Source organism: Pantoea sp. 22096 (assembly GCF_052045955.1).
Classification (GTDB): Bacteria; Pseudomonadota; Gammaproteobacteria; order Enterobacterales; family Enterobacteriaceae; genus Pantoea; species Pantoea alfalfae.
Genome location: NZ_JBQEPW010000001.1, coordinates 1,085,175 through 1,099,858, shown reverse-complemented (window position 1 = coordinate 1,099,858; position 14,684 = coordinate 1,085,175). Strand labels below are relative to the sequence as shown.

Annotated in this window: 13 protein-coding genes; 4 read left to right on the top strand and 9 right to left on the bottom strand. The window is 56.6% G+C overall.

Going from position 1 to position 14,684, the window contains the following annotated elements; translation table 11 throughout:
• Positions 1–69 precede the first annotated feature (69 nt).
• On the top strand, positions 70–405 hold the full coding sequence (locus ACTJKZ_RS05025; RefSeq protein WP_161734767.1) for a gamma-glutamylcyclotransferase family protein: 336 nt from the start codon (positions 70–72) through the stop codon (positions 403–405).
• Between the two features lie 387 nt (positions 406–792).
• On the opposite strand, the gene ACTJKZ_RS05020 is transcribed toward ACTJKZ_RS05025, so the two are convergent.
• The 5 genes from ACTJKZ_RS05020 to hipB all read right to left on the bottom strand — a co-directional run bounded on the left by ACTJKZ_RS05020 (position 793) and on the right by hipB (position 6,379).
• A complete protein-coding gene (locus tag ACTJKZ_RS05020) occupies positions 793–2,838 on the bottom strand; it encodes an FUSC family protein (RefSeq protein ID WP_440829320.1) in 2,046 nt (681 codons plus the stop codon).
• A 114-nt stretch (positions 2,839–2,952) separates the two neighbouring features.
• Entirely contained in the window at positions 2,953–4,335 is a 1,383-nt protein-coding gene (locus ACTJKZ_RS05015; protein ID WP_440829319.1) for a M24 family metallopeptidase, read from the bottom strand.
• A gap of 172 nt (positions 4,336–4,507) precedes the next feature.
• Positions 4,508–4,714, bottom strand: a complete 207-nt coding sequence (locus ACTJKZ_RS05010; protein WP_099257387.1) for a type II toxin-antitoxin system MqsA family antitoxin — start codon at positions 4,712–4,714, stop codon at positions 4,508–4,510.
• Between the two features lie 103 nt (positions 4,715–4,817).
• Positions 4,818–6,131, bottom strand: coding sequence for a type II toxin-antitoxin system HipA family toxin (locus ACTJKZ_RS05005; RefSeq protein WP_440829318.1), 1,314 nt, complete (start codon positions 6,129–6,131; stop codon positions 4,818–4,820).
• Positions 6,131–6,379, bottom strand: coding sequence for a type II toxin-antitoxin system antitoxin HipB (gene hipB / locus ACTJKZ_RS05000; protein WP_161734780.1), 249 nt, complete (start codon positions 6,377–6,379; stop codon positions 6,131–6,133). Before hipB ends, ACTJKZ_RS05005 begins: the two co-directional genes overlap by 1 nt.
• A 180-nt stretch (positions 6,380–6,559) precedes the next feature.
• Between hipB and ACTJKZ_RS04995 the strand changes: the two genes are divergently transcribed.
• Complete coding sequence (locus ACTJKZ_RS04995; protein ID WP_440829317.1) at positions 6,560–6,997, top strand: GNAT family N-acetyltransferase; 438 nt, start codon at positions 6,560–6,562, stop codon at positions 6,995–6,997.
• 33 nt (positions 6,998–7,030) lie between these two features.
• Here ACTJKZ_RS04995 and ACTJKZ_RS04990 read toward each other — a convergent pair whose 3' ends face one another.
• The 4 genes from ACTJKZ_RS04990 to ACTJKZ_RS04975 form a co-directional block, all read right to left on the bottom strand.
• Complete coding sequence (locus ACTJKZ_RS04990) at positions 7,031–7,822, bottom strand: inositol monophosphatase family protein (RefSeq protein WP_161734785.1); 792 nt, start codon at positions 7,820–7,822, stop codon at positions 7,031–7,033.
• A gap of 23 nt (positions 7,823–7,845) precedes the next feature.
• A complete protein-coding gene (locus tag ACTJKZ_RS04985; protein ID WP_161734788.1) occupies positions 7,846–8,907 on the bottom strand; it encodes an ABC transporter ATP-binding protein in 1,062 nt (353 codons plus the stop codon).
• The gene (locus ACTJKZ_RS04980) at positions 8,904–11,129 is read right to left on the bottom strand and encodes an ABC transporter permease (RefSeq protein ID WP_440829316.1); all 2,226 of its coding nucleotides are present in this window, start codon (positions 11,127–11,129) and stop codon (positions 8,904–8,906) included. Before ACTJKZ_RS04980 ends, ACTJKZ_RS04985 begins: the two co-directional genes overlap by 4 nt.
• Before the next feature lie 88 nt (positions 11,130–11,217).
• A complete protein-coding gene (locus ACTJKZ_RS04975) occupies positions 11,218–12,240 on the bottom strand; it encodes an ABC transporter substrate-binding protein (protein WP_260058212.1) in 1,023 nt (340 codons plus the stop codon).
• A 222-nt stretch (positions 12,241–12,462) separates the two neighbouring features.
• On the opposite strand from ACTJKZ_RS04975, the gene ACTJKZ_RS04970 reads away from it, so the two are divergent.
• Both ACTJKZ_RS04970 and ACTJKZ_RS04965 read left to right on the top strand, forming a co-directional pair.
• Positions 12,463–13,497: a LacI family DNA-binding transcriptional regulator gene (locus tag ACTJKZ_RS04970; RefSeq protein ID WP_161734797.1), complete on the top strand. Its 1,035-nt coding sequence runs from the start codon at positions 12,463–12,465 to the stop codon at positions 13,495–13,497.
• Between the two features lie 263 nt (positions 13,498–13,760).
• Positions 13,761–14,654 carry an SDR family oxidoreductase gene (locus ACTJKZ_RS04965; protein WP_161734799.1) on the top strand — a complete coding sequence of 298 codons (894 nt, stop codon included), beginning with the start codon at positions 13,761–13,763 and terminating at the stop codon, positions 14,652–14,654.
• Positions 14,655–14,684: the final 30 nt, after the last annotated feature.

The following is a 14,684-nucleotide window of genomic DNA, read 5'->3' as shown; positions in this document are numbered from 1 at the left end:
GTTCCGCAAGACAATCCATTTTAGCCGCGCTAGAGTTGCTGGCTTCCACTGTTTCAACAACGAGAAAAAATGAAACGCTTATTTGTCTATGGCACTCTCTGTCCGGGCCGCGAGAATGCCCATATCCTGGAAAATATTGGCGGAGAATGGCTGGCCGGTTCGGTTAACGGTACCTTCTATCAGCAAGGCTGGGGCGCAGCGGCTGATTTTCCGGGCATCGTTCTGGATGAGCATGGCCCCGACGTGCCGGGTTATCTGTTTCTCTCCGACCAGCTGGATGCCCACTGGCCGATGCTGGATGCGTTTGAAGATGGTTACGATCGCGTCGAGGTTTGCGTTTCTGCCGAGGATAATCGGCAATACAGTGCGTGGATTTATCAACTCCAGCCGCAGGAAAGCCGCTGAGTTATTACCGCTGAACTTTTCCTGCATCAACCCTGCTTTCCTGCAGTGAGATGCACGCGCCCTGCTCTTATTGCAGGCTTCTGGCGCAGCAGGACGCGTTTATGACTGGTTTCAACCAGGCGTGTCTGGCCAGAGAATCGAATGCAACAGACGGAATTAAAAGCGGTATAATGCCTGCGCTTCACGCTCAGGCCATTGCTGGCCATTTATACCAGCCAACCTTTCCACTTTGCTGACCTTATTTTCCTGCCAGACAATCTATACGAGCACGTTGCCTGATTCTTAATTTGAATAAGAGCTAATGTATGATGTAACTAAAATCAGATCATCCGCTCTGGTCCTGGCAAGCACTCTCTTAGCCCCACCAGCCAGCCCTGTTACACCGGGTTAATCTGGCCAGCGCTGATGTGGAAATAGTGATACCCGAATATTAAACAGATGGATTAGCGGTGCAACTGCACCACTCTCCTGTCGGGCAATCGGCTCTAGCCGCAGCAGTAACAGGTCCAGCTCATCCAGCAGATCCTGATGCGGCGCAAGCTGTAGCCTCTTCATCTTGCGCTTCAGATAGAGCGCCAGTTCGTGAAACATCTGTCCGCTATCAATCCGATGGCTTTCAAGCACCTCACGATAGCGCGCATAATAATCATAGCAGTTAGCACCCAGCCAGGTTTCGGTAATCAGATACCCCCCCACCACGATATCCGGTACCGGATCGAGCCGTTTGCGCGGCAGAATCACGTTCACCCTGTCGAGCATCCGCGCAATAAATTGCTGGCGAGACAGCAGCGTGGCCGAATTGCGCTCCACCATTTTGATAAACCCTAACAGATCGCGAAGTCCGCGCTGCACCGCTCTTCTGGCAATCCATGACGGTCGTTTGTTACGGATCAACGCCGTCAGCACCACCGCAAACATAATCCCCACCATTGATGAGATGGCCGCATTAAGCGTGACGATCAGGTTCGGGACATAGTGATGGCTCAGGCCGATAAAGCCAGGGATCTGAATGGCAACACTCAGCCCCACCATATTGGTCGCCGGGTTAGCAATGACCAGACTCAGCAGCATCAGACCCGGCAGCAGACAGATCATCAGCGCCTGCAACGTGTTAGCCTGCGGGATCAGAAAGGCGATATAGAACAGACTGACCACCAGGGCAATCATTACCCCTTTCACGAACAGTTTCATAGGCGTTACCGGGGAATCAACGCCGGCAAAAAATGAGCTGATGATGGCCGCCATTAAAGGTGCATTCGCGCCATCGGCCCAGCCGCTGCCAATCCAGAACAGGCTGGAGAGAAAGGTTGCCAGAAAAGCGGTCAGCGCAGAGAGTCTTAGCAGCCCCTTGTCGATATGACGGTGTTCGCGGATATTGCGGATCGCCGCCCCATCTCCATGGCTATAGAGATCCCCGGCGCGCGCACTGACGTTCTCAAAGGCATCGGCAATACGGACAAAGTTAGCCATCCGCTCCAGCAGGCCGATCAGCAGCAGACTCTCTTCGGTGGCAAGCTGCCCTGCCCGCCATTGATTTTCCAGGGTGGCCTGACTGGCAGCAATCGCCTCACGCAGTCCGGCGATATCATTAATGCGGTCATGATGCAGCCACAGCAGAAACGCCTGAAATACATCGGTAACGCACTGCGGAAAACGGATATTCAGTTCGGCCAGCACGCCCAGCCGTGCCTCAATCGCGGTCAGGGTTGGCAGCAGATAGGTCAGATGCTGATACTGCACGCTGACCAGACGAATGACATTACGCGCCGCTTCGCCCTCATAAACACAGTGGGTCAGCAGCGTTTCAACACTCAGTGGATAACCCGCCATCTGGATCAGGATATCTTCCCGCTCCAGCGATTTGTTCTTTGCCATCCCGCTAATCAGTTCATCACATAATTTGCGCGCGTTCTGAAACCAGAGATTGACGCTCTGCCCCAGCAGATGGTGCATCGACACCGGGAACACCAGCCGGTGAACCAGCGTGCTGCAGAGGATCCCCAGCGTGATCTCCTCAATACGTGAAATCACGGTACTGATAATCGCAGATGGCGTATCCACATCGGGAAAGCCCATAATCGCCGCGCTGTAACCCGCCAGCATAAAGATATAGCTCTTCGGCGTGCGGTCATGCAGAGAAAGATACAGGCAGACCGTCACCCATAGCGACACACTGAGGCTGAACAGCACCGGCGACTGCACGGTTTCGGGATAGATTAGCAGAATAAAGATGCCGCCGAGCAGCGTGCCCATCAGACGAAACAGCGATTTCGAGACGGTCGAGGCGGCATAGAGTTGTGAGGTGACAAACACGGTGGTTAGTGCCCAGGCCGGTTTTTCAAAGTTGAGTAACAGCGCCACAGAGAGTGCGATAAACGCGGCAAGGGAGGTTTTGCAGGCAAACAAAACCGCGTTTTTGGTAAACCATTTCATCGAATGAGAGCAACCAGGAACTTTCTGAGGCGCGTATCCTGACAGATGCGTTTGGGTTTTACTCTCAGTTAAATTTTACAAATTATTACCGGCCTGAGGCGGCCGGTGCATTCTCTACCGGCGCACCAGCGCACGATGCTTATCCAGTAAGAAAGGGCGCAGATAGCCTACCGTGTTCGAGAGTAAAATCACCTCCCCGGACAACCGGATTTTCAGTACCTCGGTCAGGTAGGCTCTGCGCCGGGTCATACGCTGCCACACCGCCGGAAAACGGCTCGCCAGCTCGTCACGCAATGCGGCGTCTGCCAGTCCGACCGTATCTTCAATACTGCAGCCGCCATAACCCGGCACCGATGGGATAATATCAATCTGCAACAGCATACCGCTCTTCAGGGTCACTGCTGAATCGGGATAGATGGGCGAGCTTAACCACTCTTCGTCAGCCACCAGATGTCCTGGATTGAGATGCCAGCCATATTGCGCTTTGGGCAGTACCGTTTCGATATGCGTATAGAGTTCGCCGCCGGTAATTCCGATTCGCAACTGCTCCAGCCAGCTGACCACAGCATGATAATAGGGGATCGCCAGCCGGTCTAACCAGTCAGAAACGTGACACTGTAACTCAGAAGCCTCACTGACGACATACGCAGAGCGGCTGGTCAGGCCGCCTTTATAGCCGACCGTCAGTGAGAGCTTGTCGCCAGTTGAAATCTGTTTGTCTGACGGATAGAGCCGGGCCTGGGCGAAACGATCGCCGGTCGCGGCAATCGTGACGACACTGTTTGGCTGCCCTTCTGCATTCAGCCGTGCGCCTGACGCCTTCTCTGTCACACCCGGCGCTACGCTATCCAGCGCAGCCAGCATCGCGGTTGACGCAAGATTGGCGCCAGCCTCATAAAAGGCGACTTCATCGGCGCAGTTAACGCAACGCGCACCGAGGTCTGGCGAGATAAACAATCCGGTGGCGTTAACCAGATGCACATCGCCACCCGCCGCCTGAGCCGCTGCAGCGTAGACGAACTGCGGCAGATCAAAAAGCGCCTGCTGCCTGCCGGTAAACAGCTTCCAGCCCACCAGCCCGGTGCGTTCATCCGCCTTAATGCCTGCCTCTGTTAACAGCTGATCCAATGGCTGCTCCCCATGCATCGGCTGATTGGGCAACGAAAAGATCGGCGCATGCAGACAGCGTCCCGGATTGCGGGCAAAAGGCACCAGCTTGAGGTTCTCATTACCCATGATATAGGTAAGCTCGCCCTGCTGATTCACCACCAGCAGCGCCTCCTCAAAACGCGGAATGAATCCCGCCAGATATTCAAAATTGCTGCCGTGCTCTTTGTCGGCATAGATAATCAGTTGCGCAATCTGCTGCTGCTGCATCCGCTCAATAATGGCGGCCAGACGGCGATGCAGTGTTTCATCAGATATCACAGGGCTGGCAACACCGGGAAAGACCGGCGGTGACGGGATTGTTTTCAGGGCATAGCGATTGGCATCCATAACGCACTCCAGTGGCCAGATTGATGTGATTGTGATTCCCGTTCCCAGGGTAAACCTGAGGTTTCTCCTGTACGGTGCCACCATCACACAACTTACTCGTTGCGTGTTATCAAAAGAGGGACATTCACCTGTCACAGAGACAAGGAAGCCCGCACTAAGCGGGCTCTTTGTCTCATTTAACAGGCACGCCGGCATTCTCCAGCGCTTCAGCCTTTTCGGGATATAACTCCGACGTTCCGGCATTCATAATCACCGCGCCACAGCGGATGCAGTGATCGCCCTTTACATCCGGCACAACGTCCTCGGGATTACCCGTATTAAGACTGACGTCGCGCGTGGCGTACACAAACGCCTCTCCTTCACATCCCGGACACTTCATACCATGACTCTCCTGTTAAGCCTGTCAGATAAGCATAGCCGACAGGCTTTTAGCCATACACAGGAGGCGAGGTTTTTCAGGATAGTGCCAGCTTATAGCGCCATCACTCTTTGTGCCGCAGCCGCTCCAGCATAATCAGTGAATGACTGAAAATGGCGTCGGCGATGTGCTGTGGATAATCGGCCGGTAAGGCCTCGCGCACTGAGACCACCGCTTTGGGAAACTCACGGACGAAGAAGTCGAAGATCTGCTGCAAACTGTCACGATCAAAACTGACGCTTTTTGCCGTGGCGATAAAATGGCGCGGAAAGATTTTGTCGATTTCTGTCTTCTTCCCCTTAGTGGCACGCAGCCCCATCGCAAGCTTTAGTGCACGCCTGTTCAGGCCGGTACCGCCCAGCACCGGATAAGCGGAGATCACATCATAAAAGGGTGTCAGTCGATAACTGCCGCCGCGCTCAATAAACAGCGAGAAGTTTTTTGCGTGACCATCGGTAGCACCAATCAGCCACTGAAACACCTGGAACATCATAAAGCGATAGCGATCTTCAATGGCGTTGCTCGATCCCATCAGTATCTGCATTATTTCTGCAATGCCCGGCCCGCCGTCCGACGCATATTTGGTCGAGGATGGCAGCCCCAGCGCCTGACAGAAATCCTCCTGTGGCAGACGAATCAGCCGGGTTCGGTCGCGCGACCAGCGGCGATCAAAGCGCTCAACGGCCAGGGCGCGCATCTTACCGGCCCGGATAATCGTCGCCTGCGGCACATCAATACCCAGTGCGCGGGCCAGCGCCAGACAGAGATACTCATTCTCTACGCTTTCACGCATATCCAGCGTCGAGGCTGGCTGTTTAATCTCACCGATCGGCAGCTTAATGATGTGCGAGGTGGGCGTGGCACCGGCAGGAATGCTCCAGCCCTCTTCGGTCAGCAGCAGCGCCGTTTTCTCCTGTGCGCCCGCCACCGAAATGCGGAAGTCAGTCTCTTCACGCAACATCCCCAGCGGGATATCTGACTGATAGGCTGACAGCACACTCTCAAGCCGGGCTTCATCCAGCACCTCATAGCGAGCCTGCAGCGCGGGCAGCGGCATATCGGGCGGCAACAGCATAGTCGCCCCGACGCTGTCACGTCCCACTTCCTGCAACAGGTCAAACGGCTGACGGGATTTAATCTGGTAACGCGCCACGATTCTGTCACGAATCAGCGGGCTATCTGGCAGCAGGTTATCGAAGAAGTTAATCACGGCGTGTGAGGTGATTGCCTTAACCTGCAGCGGCAGAGAAAGTGACAGTGGCCTGGATAGCGGGTTACTCAGCCAGCCGGTGTCATACTGAAACTCATGAGCGCCATTGCGCTGCCGGGTGAGCACGCCTACCCGCTCGCCGTTCATCCACGCAATCAGCCTTTGCATTACCACGCATCCTCATCATGCAATTGAGGCGCACTGGCCTCCTCTTTTTCCACTACGTCCAGACTCACTTCCAGCGCCTGTAAAAGCTTAAACAGCGTGGCCAGCGAGGTAGTGTCAGGCGCATTTTCAAAGTGAGAGATGGTAGCCTGTTTCAGGCCAACCTTTTTCGCCAGTTCACTCTGGGTCCAGCCGTTGCGCTGGCGGATAAGCTTTAGCCGGTTTGCCAGCTGTAGCGGGCTGTATATCATGGGGTCACTCCTAAAGAATCACAGGCTGTAAGCATAGCGCAGAGGGTTTATCCCCGATGGGGTATAAAGCGCACTTTATACCCTTAAAAGGATAATATACAGATTATACCTCTCAGAGGATAATGTTGAATTTATCCTTTTTGAGGGATAAAGACAACGCATGGATAAGAGAGGAACAGGATGAGCACATTTATCCTTACCCATCAGCAAAACGACGACGATCGGGAAGCGCTACTGGCAGGATTAGGGGCTTACAACCGGCAATTTATCAGTCGGGAGAACTGGGGGCCGCTGTCGGTTTCTCACAAAGATGCAGAAGGTGTGTTACGCGGCGGATTGATCGCCTCGCGCAAAGGAAACTGGCTCTGTATTGATTATCTCTGGGTGGACGAAACGCTGCGTGGCAGTGGTCTGGGGCGTGCGCTGATGGAAGCGGCAGAGCAGGAGGCGGTTGAACTGGGCTGTCTCTTTGCGCTGGTGGATACATTTAGTTTTCAGGCGCTGCCGTTTTATCAGAAACAGGGTTATCAGCAGCAGATGTCCCTGCCCGATTTTCCGCAGGACGGCATGCAGCGCCACTATCTGACGAAAACGCTAAGCCCTGCGGCATCACGCTGACCTGAGTACAGTCAGCGTGACAGGGTCACTGACCTACAAATCAGCAATGCGGCGGAGGTCCGCTTCGGCGCCGGGTGCCACAGCAAGCACCTGGGCCCCTTTAGTGATGCGGTCGCCTTCGGTATTGAACGGGTGGCACCAGCCGCCCGCCTCTTTCACCAGGCAGTAACCCGCCAGGCAATCCCAGGCGTGCATATAAGGTTCGTAGTAACCCACGACCCGACCAGCCGCGACCCAGGCCAGCATCAGCGCGCCGGAGCCGATGCGGATAAAGTTACCGCCCGCCGACAACAGCGCCGCCACAATCTCGCCCACCTGTTGCGGACTGACATAGCTGTTAGCACCAAAGCCGGTAACGTGGTTTTGCAGCGTGCGTGTGGCATCGACCTGCAGACGACGCCCGTTAAGCGTCGCGCCCTGCCCCAGTGCCGCTACGTAGCACTCCTCATAGGTGGGTGCGAAAATCACCCCGATGACCGGTACATCGCCACGCAGCACCGCAACAGAAACACACCAGCTCGGCATCCCATTGAGAAACGGGCTGGTGCCATCGATCGGATCCACCACCCAGGTATAGTGAGAGGTTCCCGCCTGCAGACCCGTCTCCTCGCCCAGGAAGCCATCATCGGGAAACGCATCCCGTATATGGCTGGCGATCAGCTGCTCCACTTCCCGGTCGGCAATCGACACCACATCCTGCAAATCGTACTTCGTCTCCACTACCAGCGTCTCGCGGCGGTTAAACCAGGATAACGCGGTAGCGCCCCCTTCGCGGGCAACGGCTTCCGCTAACGCCAGTCGCGCCATTATTTCCTGCGATTCCATGCGAACTCCTCGGGTTAATCAGATTAACGGGCTATCAGGGCTAAACCCTGCGGCTTAAAGTTGACGCCAACCGTGGCGGCGAGCGGCAGACGCTGTTCCATCTGCGGGTCGATAATGAACAGCGCGCCAAGCTCGGTAGCGACTTCATATTCGATATGATCGCCCAGCCAGGTGCTGTGGATCACTTCACCCTGCAACGCACCCTGACCGTCGCCGGACAGCGTAATAAACTGTGGCCGCACCGCCAGCTGAGCAGTGCCGGGTTTAGCGCCGGCACCCCGCACCCGGAAGCGCTGATTACCCAGCCGCACCAGCGCGTCATCTGCATCCGCCTGTTCTACTTCACAGGGCAGAATATTGGCTTCACCCATAAAATCCGCGATAAAGACTGAATTGGGCGAATGGTAAAGCGTCTCCGGCGCGCCCTGCTGAGCAATATCTCCCTCTTTCATGACAATAATCTTATCGGAGACCGCCAGCGCCTCCTCTTGGTCATGGGTCACGTAGACGGCGGTAAACCCGAGCCGCTGCTGCAGATCGCGGATATCGGTGCGCACCCGACGGCGCAGACGCTCATCGAGGTTCGACAGCGGCTCATCAAGCAGCAGCACCTGCGGTTCCAGCACCAGCGCACGGGCCACCGCAATACGCTGCTGCTGTCCGCCGGACAGTTCGGATGGCAGCCGCTGTCCCTGACTCTCCAGCCCCACCAGCTTCAGCCCCTCGCGCGCCCTGTCCTGCGCCTCGCGTTTGTTCATGCCAGAAGAGAGCAGACCGTAAAGAATGTTGTCGATGGCGTTCATATGCGGAAACAGCGCGTAGGACTGAAACACCATCGCCACGTCGCGCTCATTAGCGGGCAGATGGGTCACCTCTTTGCCGCCAATCAGAATCCGCCCCGAGGTAGGATGCTCCAGCCCGGCCAGCAGCCGTAGCGTGGTGGTTTTACCGCAGCCGGATGGCCCGAGCAGCGTTACCAGCGTGCCCGGCTCTACGGTAAGCGACAGATCCGGCACTGCAGTAAAACCAGCAAATCGCTTCGCGACATGTTCAAACACCACCGATCCGGCGTTAATGGTCGTCATACGGCTCTCTCCTGAGTCAGAGTAGATGCAGAGGGTGCGGCAACAATCACCGCCGGTTGGGTTGCACGGCGCAGGCGACGATCGCCCACCAGCAGCTGGAAAAGACCAATGATCAGCAGCATCACCACAATCAGTACCGAGGAGTAGGCAATCGCGACGCCATACTCGCCATTCTCCACCAGCCCGACAATATAAGAGGTCGCCATGTTGTACTGGGCGCTGACCAGAAAAATCACCGCACTGATCGAGGTAATGGCCCGCACAAAGGCGTAGACGAGCGCGGCGCTGATCGCAGGTTTGAGCAGCGGCAGTACCACTTTGCGCAGCGTGCGGAAACTGTTGGCGCCCAGCGTCAGTGAGGCTTCATCCAGACTCTTATCCAGCTGGCTCATCGCCGCCATCCCGCCCCGCACGCCGACCGGCATATTACGGAAGACAAAGCAGGCGATCAGGATCATCGCGGTGCCGGTGATCTCCAGCGGCGGCAGGTTATAGGCCATCACATAGCTCACACCTATCACCGTGCCGGGAATGGCAAAACTCAGCATCAGCATGAATTCAAAGGTCTGACGGCCGGCAAACTTCTGTCGCACGATCAGCCAGGCAGTCAGCAGCCCCACAATGGCGGTGAGCGGTGCGGCAATCAGGGCGATTTCCAGCGTGGTCCAGAAGGAATTCCAGGCGACGCCGCTCCAGACCAGCTGCCCCTGATTCACGCTGACACTGAAGGCGCGGATATAGTGATCCAGCGTCAGGTTATTATTCAGCCCCCAGGACTGCACAAAGCCGCCAATCATGATCATGCCATAGATCACCAGGGTGAAGAGTCCCCACGGGATCACCATGCCATAGACGCTGTAGCGCACCGGACGCGGCAGCATCACATGACGGCCGCCGTCGCCTTTGCCGGTTACGGTGGCGAAGCTTTTGCCTGAGAGCCAGACGCGCTGCACCAGAAAAGCGGCAAGGGTAAAGCCCAGCAGGATCATCGCCAGCACCGCCGCGCGGCTTGGGTCGTTCTGAGCGCCGACCACGGAGAAGAAGATCTCTGTCGAGAGCACGCCGTGACTGCCGCCCAGCATCATCGGGTTGCCGAAATCGGCCATGCTTTCGATAAAGCTGATTAAGAACGCGTTGGCCAGACCTGGCGCCATCAGCGGCAACGAGATGCGGGAGAACGTGCGCCAGCGGCTGGCGCGCAGGGTCTGCGACGCCTCTTCCAGTGACGGACTGACCCCCTCAACTACGCCAATCAGCACCAGGAACGCAATGGGAGTAAACGACAGCACCTGGGCAATCCAGATGCCGGTCAGCCCATAGAGCCAGCGGCCCGGCTCGATACCGAACAGCGTCGCCAGCGATGCTGTCACCACGCCGGAGCGGCCAAACAGCAGGATCAGTGCCAGACCGATAACAAATGGCGGCGTGATAATGGGCAATATGGTCAGCATCCGCAGCGCTTTTTTATAGGGCAGCCCCGTACGCGTGGCCGCCAGCGCAAACGCCAGGCCCAGCAGCGTAGAACCACTGGCGGTCATCAGCGCCAGTCCCAGCGTGCGCCAGGCCGTGCCGCAGGAGCCGCCGGTGAAACAGCCGAGGCTCCAGATGGCGGGATCCTGCACATTGGCAATCAGCCCGTCCGGTTTAAAGCTGCCGTCACTATCCTGCACCGAGGCAACAAACAGGCTCAGCACCGGATAGAGCACAAAGGTCGTAACCAGCGCCACCAGCAGCACAATTGACGCCACCACAAAGGCATCGCCTTTCAGCACGCCGCGCTCCGCCAGGGCAAAGGCGAAGATAAGCAGAAAGACGGTCAGCAGCAGCAGTGCGCCCGCACCCATCGCCGGTTGCCCCTGCGCCAGCGGCCCGAAGAGGTTCTCCAGCCACAGCCAGTTCCAGCCACTAAACCCAATGGCATGCCCTTCCAGCACCAGAAACAGAATGCCCGCCACGCTGAACAGCAGCAGCAGCGTGCTGCGGAAGCGGCCTGGCGGCAGAAAGACGCTGGCCGCAGAGAGCAGCCATAGCGCGACGGCGATCCCCAGCCAGCTGCGTAACGCGAGCTGCCCCAGCGCCGGTGTGTTGTTCTCATCGGCCCACAGGCTAGACAGCCAGTCTCCCGTAAAAAAACCCTGCTCCAGGCTATACCAGGGCAGCAGCGTCAGCGCGATGGCCCCCGCCAGCAGCGTGCCGGTTAAGCGACGATTGTGCGCATTCATAAATCACCTCCATCAGGAAGCGGACATCAGGCTTACGCCACCGCGGTCTGGCACAGACCCGGCTCAGCAGGCCGGGCGCACACCACCGTTATTGCGCGCTGGCACCAATCTCTTTATCCCAGCGACCCAGCAACGCCTTGCGTTTTGCCGAGTCACCATAGGTTTTGAAGTCATAATCGATCAGTTTGATATTCTCGAAGCGTGGCGCGTATTGAGAGATCTCCGCCTTGCGGTTAGAAGGCAACTGGAACGACTTCGCCTCTTTCATGTGCGACTGAGCCTCCGCGCTGAGCGCCCAGTCGTACCAGCTTTTAGCATTAGCCAGATTGCGCGCGCCTTTAATGATCGACATTGAACCAATTTCATAGCCGGTGCCTTCGCAGGGCGCGACGGGCTTAATCGGGAAGCCATCCACCTCCATCGCCACGGCATCATGCATAAAAACAATGCCGACGGTGGTTTCACCGCGCGCGGCGGCCTTAACCGGTGCAGAGCCGGACTTAGTGTACTGAGAGATGTTGGCATTGAGCTTCTTCAGGTAGTCAAAGGCCTTGTCTTCACCCATGATCTGCACCAGCGTCGACAGAGTGTTATAGGCCGTGCCGGAGGAGTTAGGATTGGCGATCTGAATTTCCCCTTTAAAGCCAGGGTCGAGTAAATCCGCCCAGCAGGCCGGGACCTTCAGCTTTTTCACCGCCAGCAGTTTCGTGTTGTAGCCCCAGCCCAGCGCACCGGCATAGACGCCCACGGTGCGATACCCGGAGATCTCCGCGACTTTCTGTGACCACGGCTGCTGCTCATCGAGCAGAGGAGATTTGTAGGCCTGGGTTAAGCCCTCTTCGGCGGCCTGCATATGCGGGTCACCGGTGCCCGCCCACCAGATATCGGTACGGGGATTGCGCGCTTCACTGCGGATACGGGCATAAGCTTCACCGGCAGAGAGCCGCACCATGCTGAGTTTGATGTCGGGATGACTCTGGCTGAACAGCGTGGTCATCTGTTCACACACCACCACATCAGCAGAGCAGATCATATTAAGGCCCGCCGCCGAGGCAGCAAACGGCACCAGAGGGCAGATGATGACAACAGCGAGCAGAGAGGGATAACGCATGGTGTTCTCCTGGGGCTGGATGACGCATGTGCGCCAGCTTTTGCACATGTGTGCAAAGATGTAAGCAAAGTAGTACGGCGACCCGGCGACCCTGTCAATTGAGTTGCTATGCAATTGTCAGGGTCTGTCACAAATTTGAAACATCTGGCAGGCAGGCACCCTTTGCACACCCTTGCAATTTCAGGCAGACTCAGTACAGGCAACAGAGGGGCTAGGCAAAAGATGCAGCAGCTTAAAGCAGTAGTGAGTGCGCAGGATGTCGCTGACCGGGCAGGCGTCTCCCGGTCAGCGGTCTCCCGCACCTTTACGCAAGGTGCCAGCGTGTCGGAGTCCACCCGTCAGCGGGTGATGAAAGCGGCTGAAGAGCTGGGCTATCACGTCAATCATCTGGCTCGCGGTCTCGTACGCAACCGCAGCGGCATTGTCTGCTTAATCGCCTCCGAAGTGGATACGCCCTACCGTGCCAGCCTGGTGCGCTGGATGACCCAGTATTTGCAGGAAGCGGGAAAAGTGGCGATGCTGATCAACACCGACCGCTCGGATGCGCGGGTTTCCGACGCACTGCAACAGGCGATTAATTTCCGTGCCGACGCCTCAATCATTCTTTCCGGTATGCCGGACAGCGGCATTACCCGGCTCTGCTACAAGCACGGTCAGCATCTGGTGCTGATTAACCGCGACGAATCCCTGCCCGGCACGCTCAATATTAATCCCGACTCCCGCCCTGCCGCCGAAATGGCGGTTAACGCCTTTGTCCGGGCAGGCTGCAATCGCATCGCCTTTGTCAATTCGCTGGCAGGCACGCCGAGTCTGCTGAAGCGCGAAGCCGATTTTCTGGTGGCGGCGCAAAAAGCGGGTATCACAGTTCAGGTGGAGCGATTCGGCACCACCTCCTATGAAAGCGGCCAGATTCTGGCCCAGCGTCTGCTGACGCGTAACATTCGCCCGGATGCGGTTTACTGTGCTACCGACCTGCTCGCCTGCGGTTTTATGGATGAGGCGCGTCACCGCTTTGCACTGCGTATTCCGGAGGATCTCTGCATCATGGGGCATGACAATATCCCGCAGTCGGGCTGGTCCTCGTATAACCTCACCACCTTTGCGCAGCCAGTGGAGCAGTTTGCCCGCGATGCGATTGCCTGGCTGGTGGAGAAAGAAGCGCAACCGGAAACGCTAACACCCAAAAATGAACAACAGCAGGAGCGGAGAATATATCCGGTCGATGTGGTCTGGCGGGGTTCAGTACGGGGCGGTTAACTGCCCTTTATTTATTTTCAGCCGGAACATTTCACCTGCTGAAATAATCCCCAGTCGGTTTTACGCTTCGCTTTACTTATTTCCTGCCCCCTTTGAAAATAATCGGACAGTGCCGCACACAATATCGATTTCCTGACTACGCTTTATCTGCATTATTAAGTTATTCTGGTTTTATCTGCTCAATGAATCAGCAGTCAGATGTGACAAATATCACATTTGTGCCAGGCTTAATGTCTCAGATAACTCTGTTCAAGGAGCATACAATGGCTACACCAACTAACAAGACGCTCGATCTGGATCAATTTCCTAAGCCTCCGTTTGAGGACCAGCCACAACAGGCGCCAGGCCTGGCCAGCAAGATGATCCCGGTTCCAGACCACGGTGAAACCAGCTACCGCGGTACTGGCCGACTGACCGGCCGTAAGGCGCTGATTACCGGCGGTGACTCCGGAATTGGCCGCGCTGTAGCCATCGCTTATGCCCGTGAAGGCGCAGACGTGGTGATTAACTACCTGCCGGAAGAACAGCCCGATGCCGATGAAGTGATTAAATTAATCGAAGCGGAAGGCCGTAAAGTTTTCGCTATTCCCGGCGACATTCGTTCTGAAGAATTCTGTCAGCAGCTGGTGAAAGACGCCGCTGATAAATTAGGCGGTCTGGATATTCTGGTGAATAACGCCGGTCGTCAGCAATTTAATGAGTCCATTCGTACTCTGAGTACGGAAGATTTTGACGCAACGTTTAAAACCAACGTTTATGCGATGTTCTGGATCACCAAAGCAGCGCTGGAATATCTGCCACGCGGTGCGTCGATTATTAATACTTCATCAGTACAGGCCTTTAAACCCAGCGATATTCTGCTCGACTATGCGCAGACCAAAGCGTGTATCGTTGCCTTCACCAAATCGCTGGCTAAGCAGCTGGGTGGCGACGGTATTCGCGTCAACGCAGTCGCGCCAGGCCCATACTGGACGCCACTGCAATCCAGCGGCGGACAGCCAATGGAAAAAGTGAAGCAGTTTGGTGCCGATTCACCGATGGGCCGTCCCGGTCAGCCGGTTGAGATCGCCCCACTCTACGTTACCCTGGCCTCAACCGAAAGCAGCTACTCCTCCGGTCAGGTCTGGTGCTCTGATGGCGGCACCGGCACGCTGTAAATTGTCTCTGATGGCCGCATAACGCGGCCA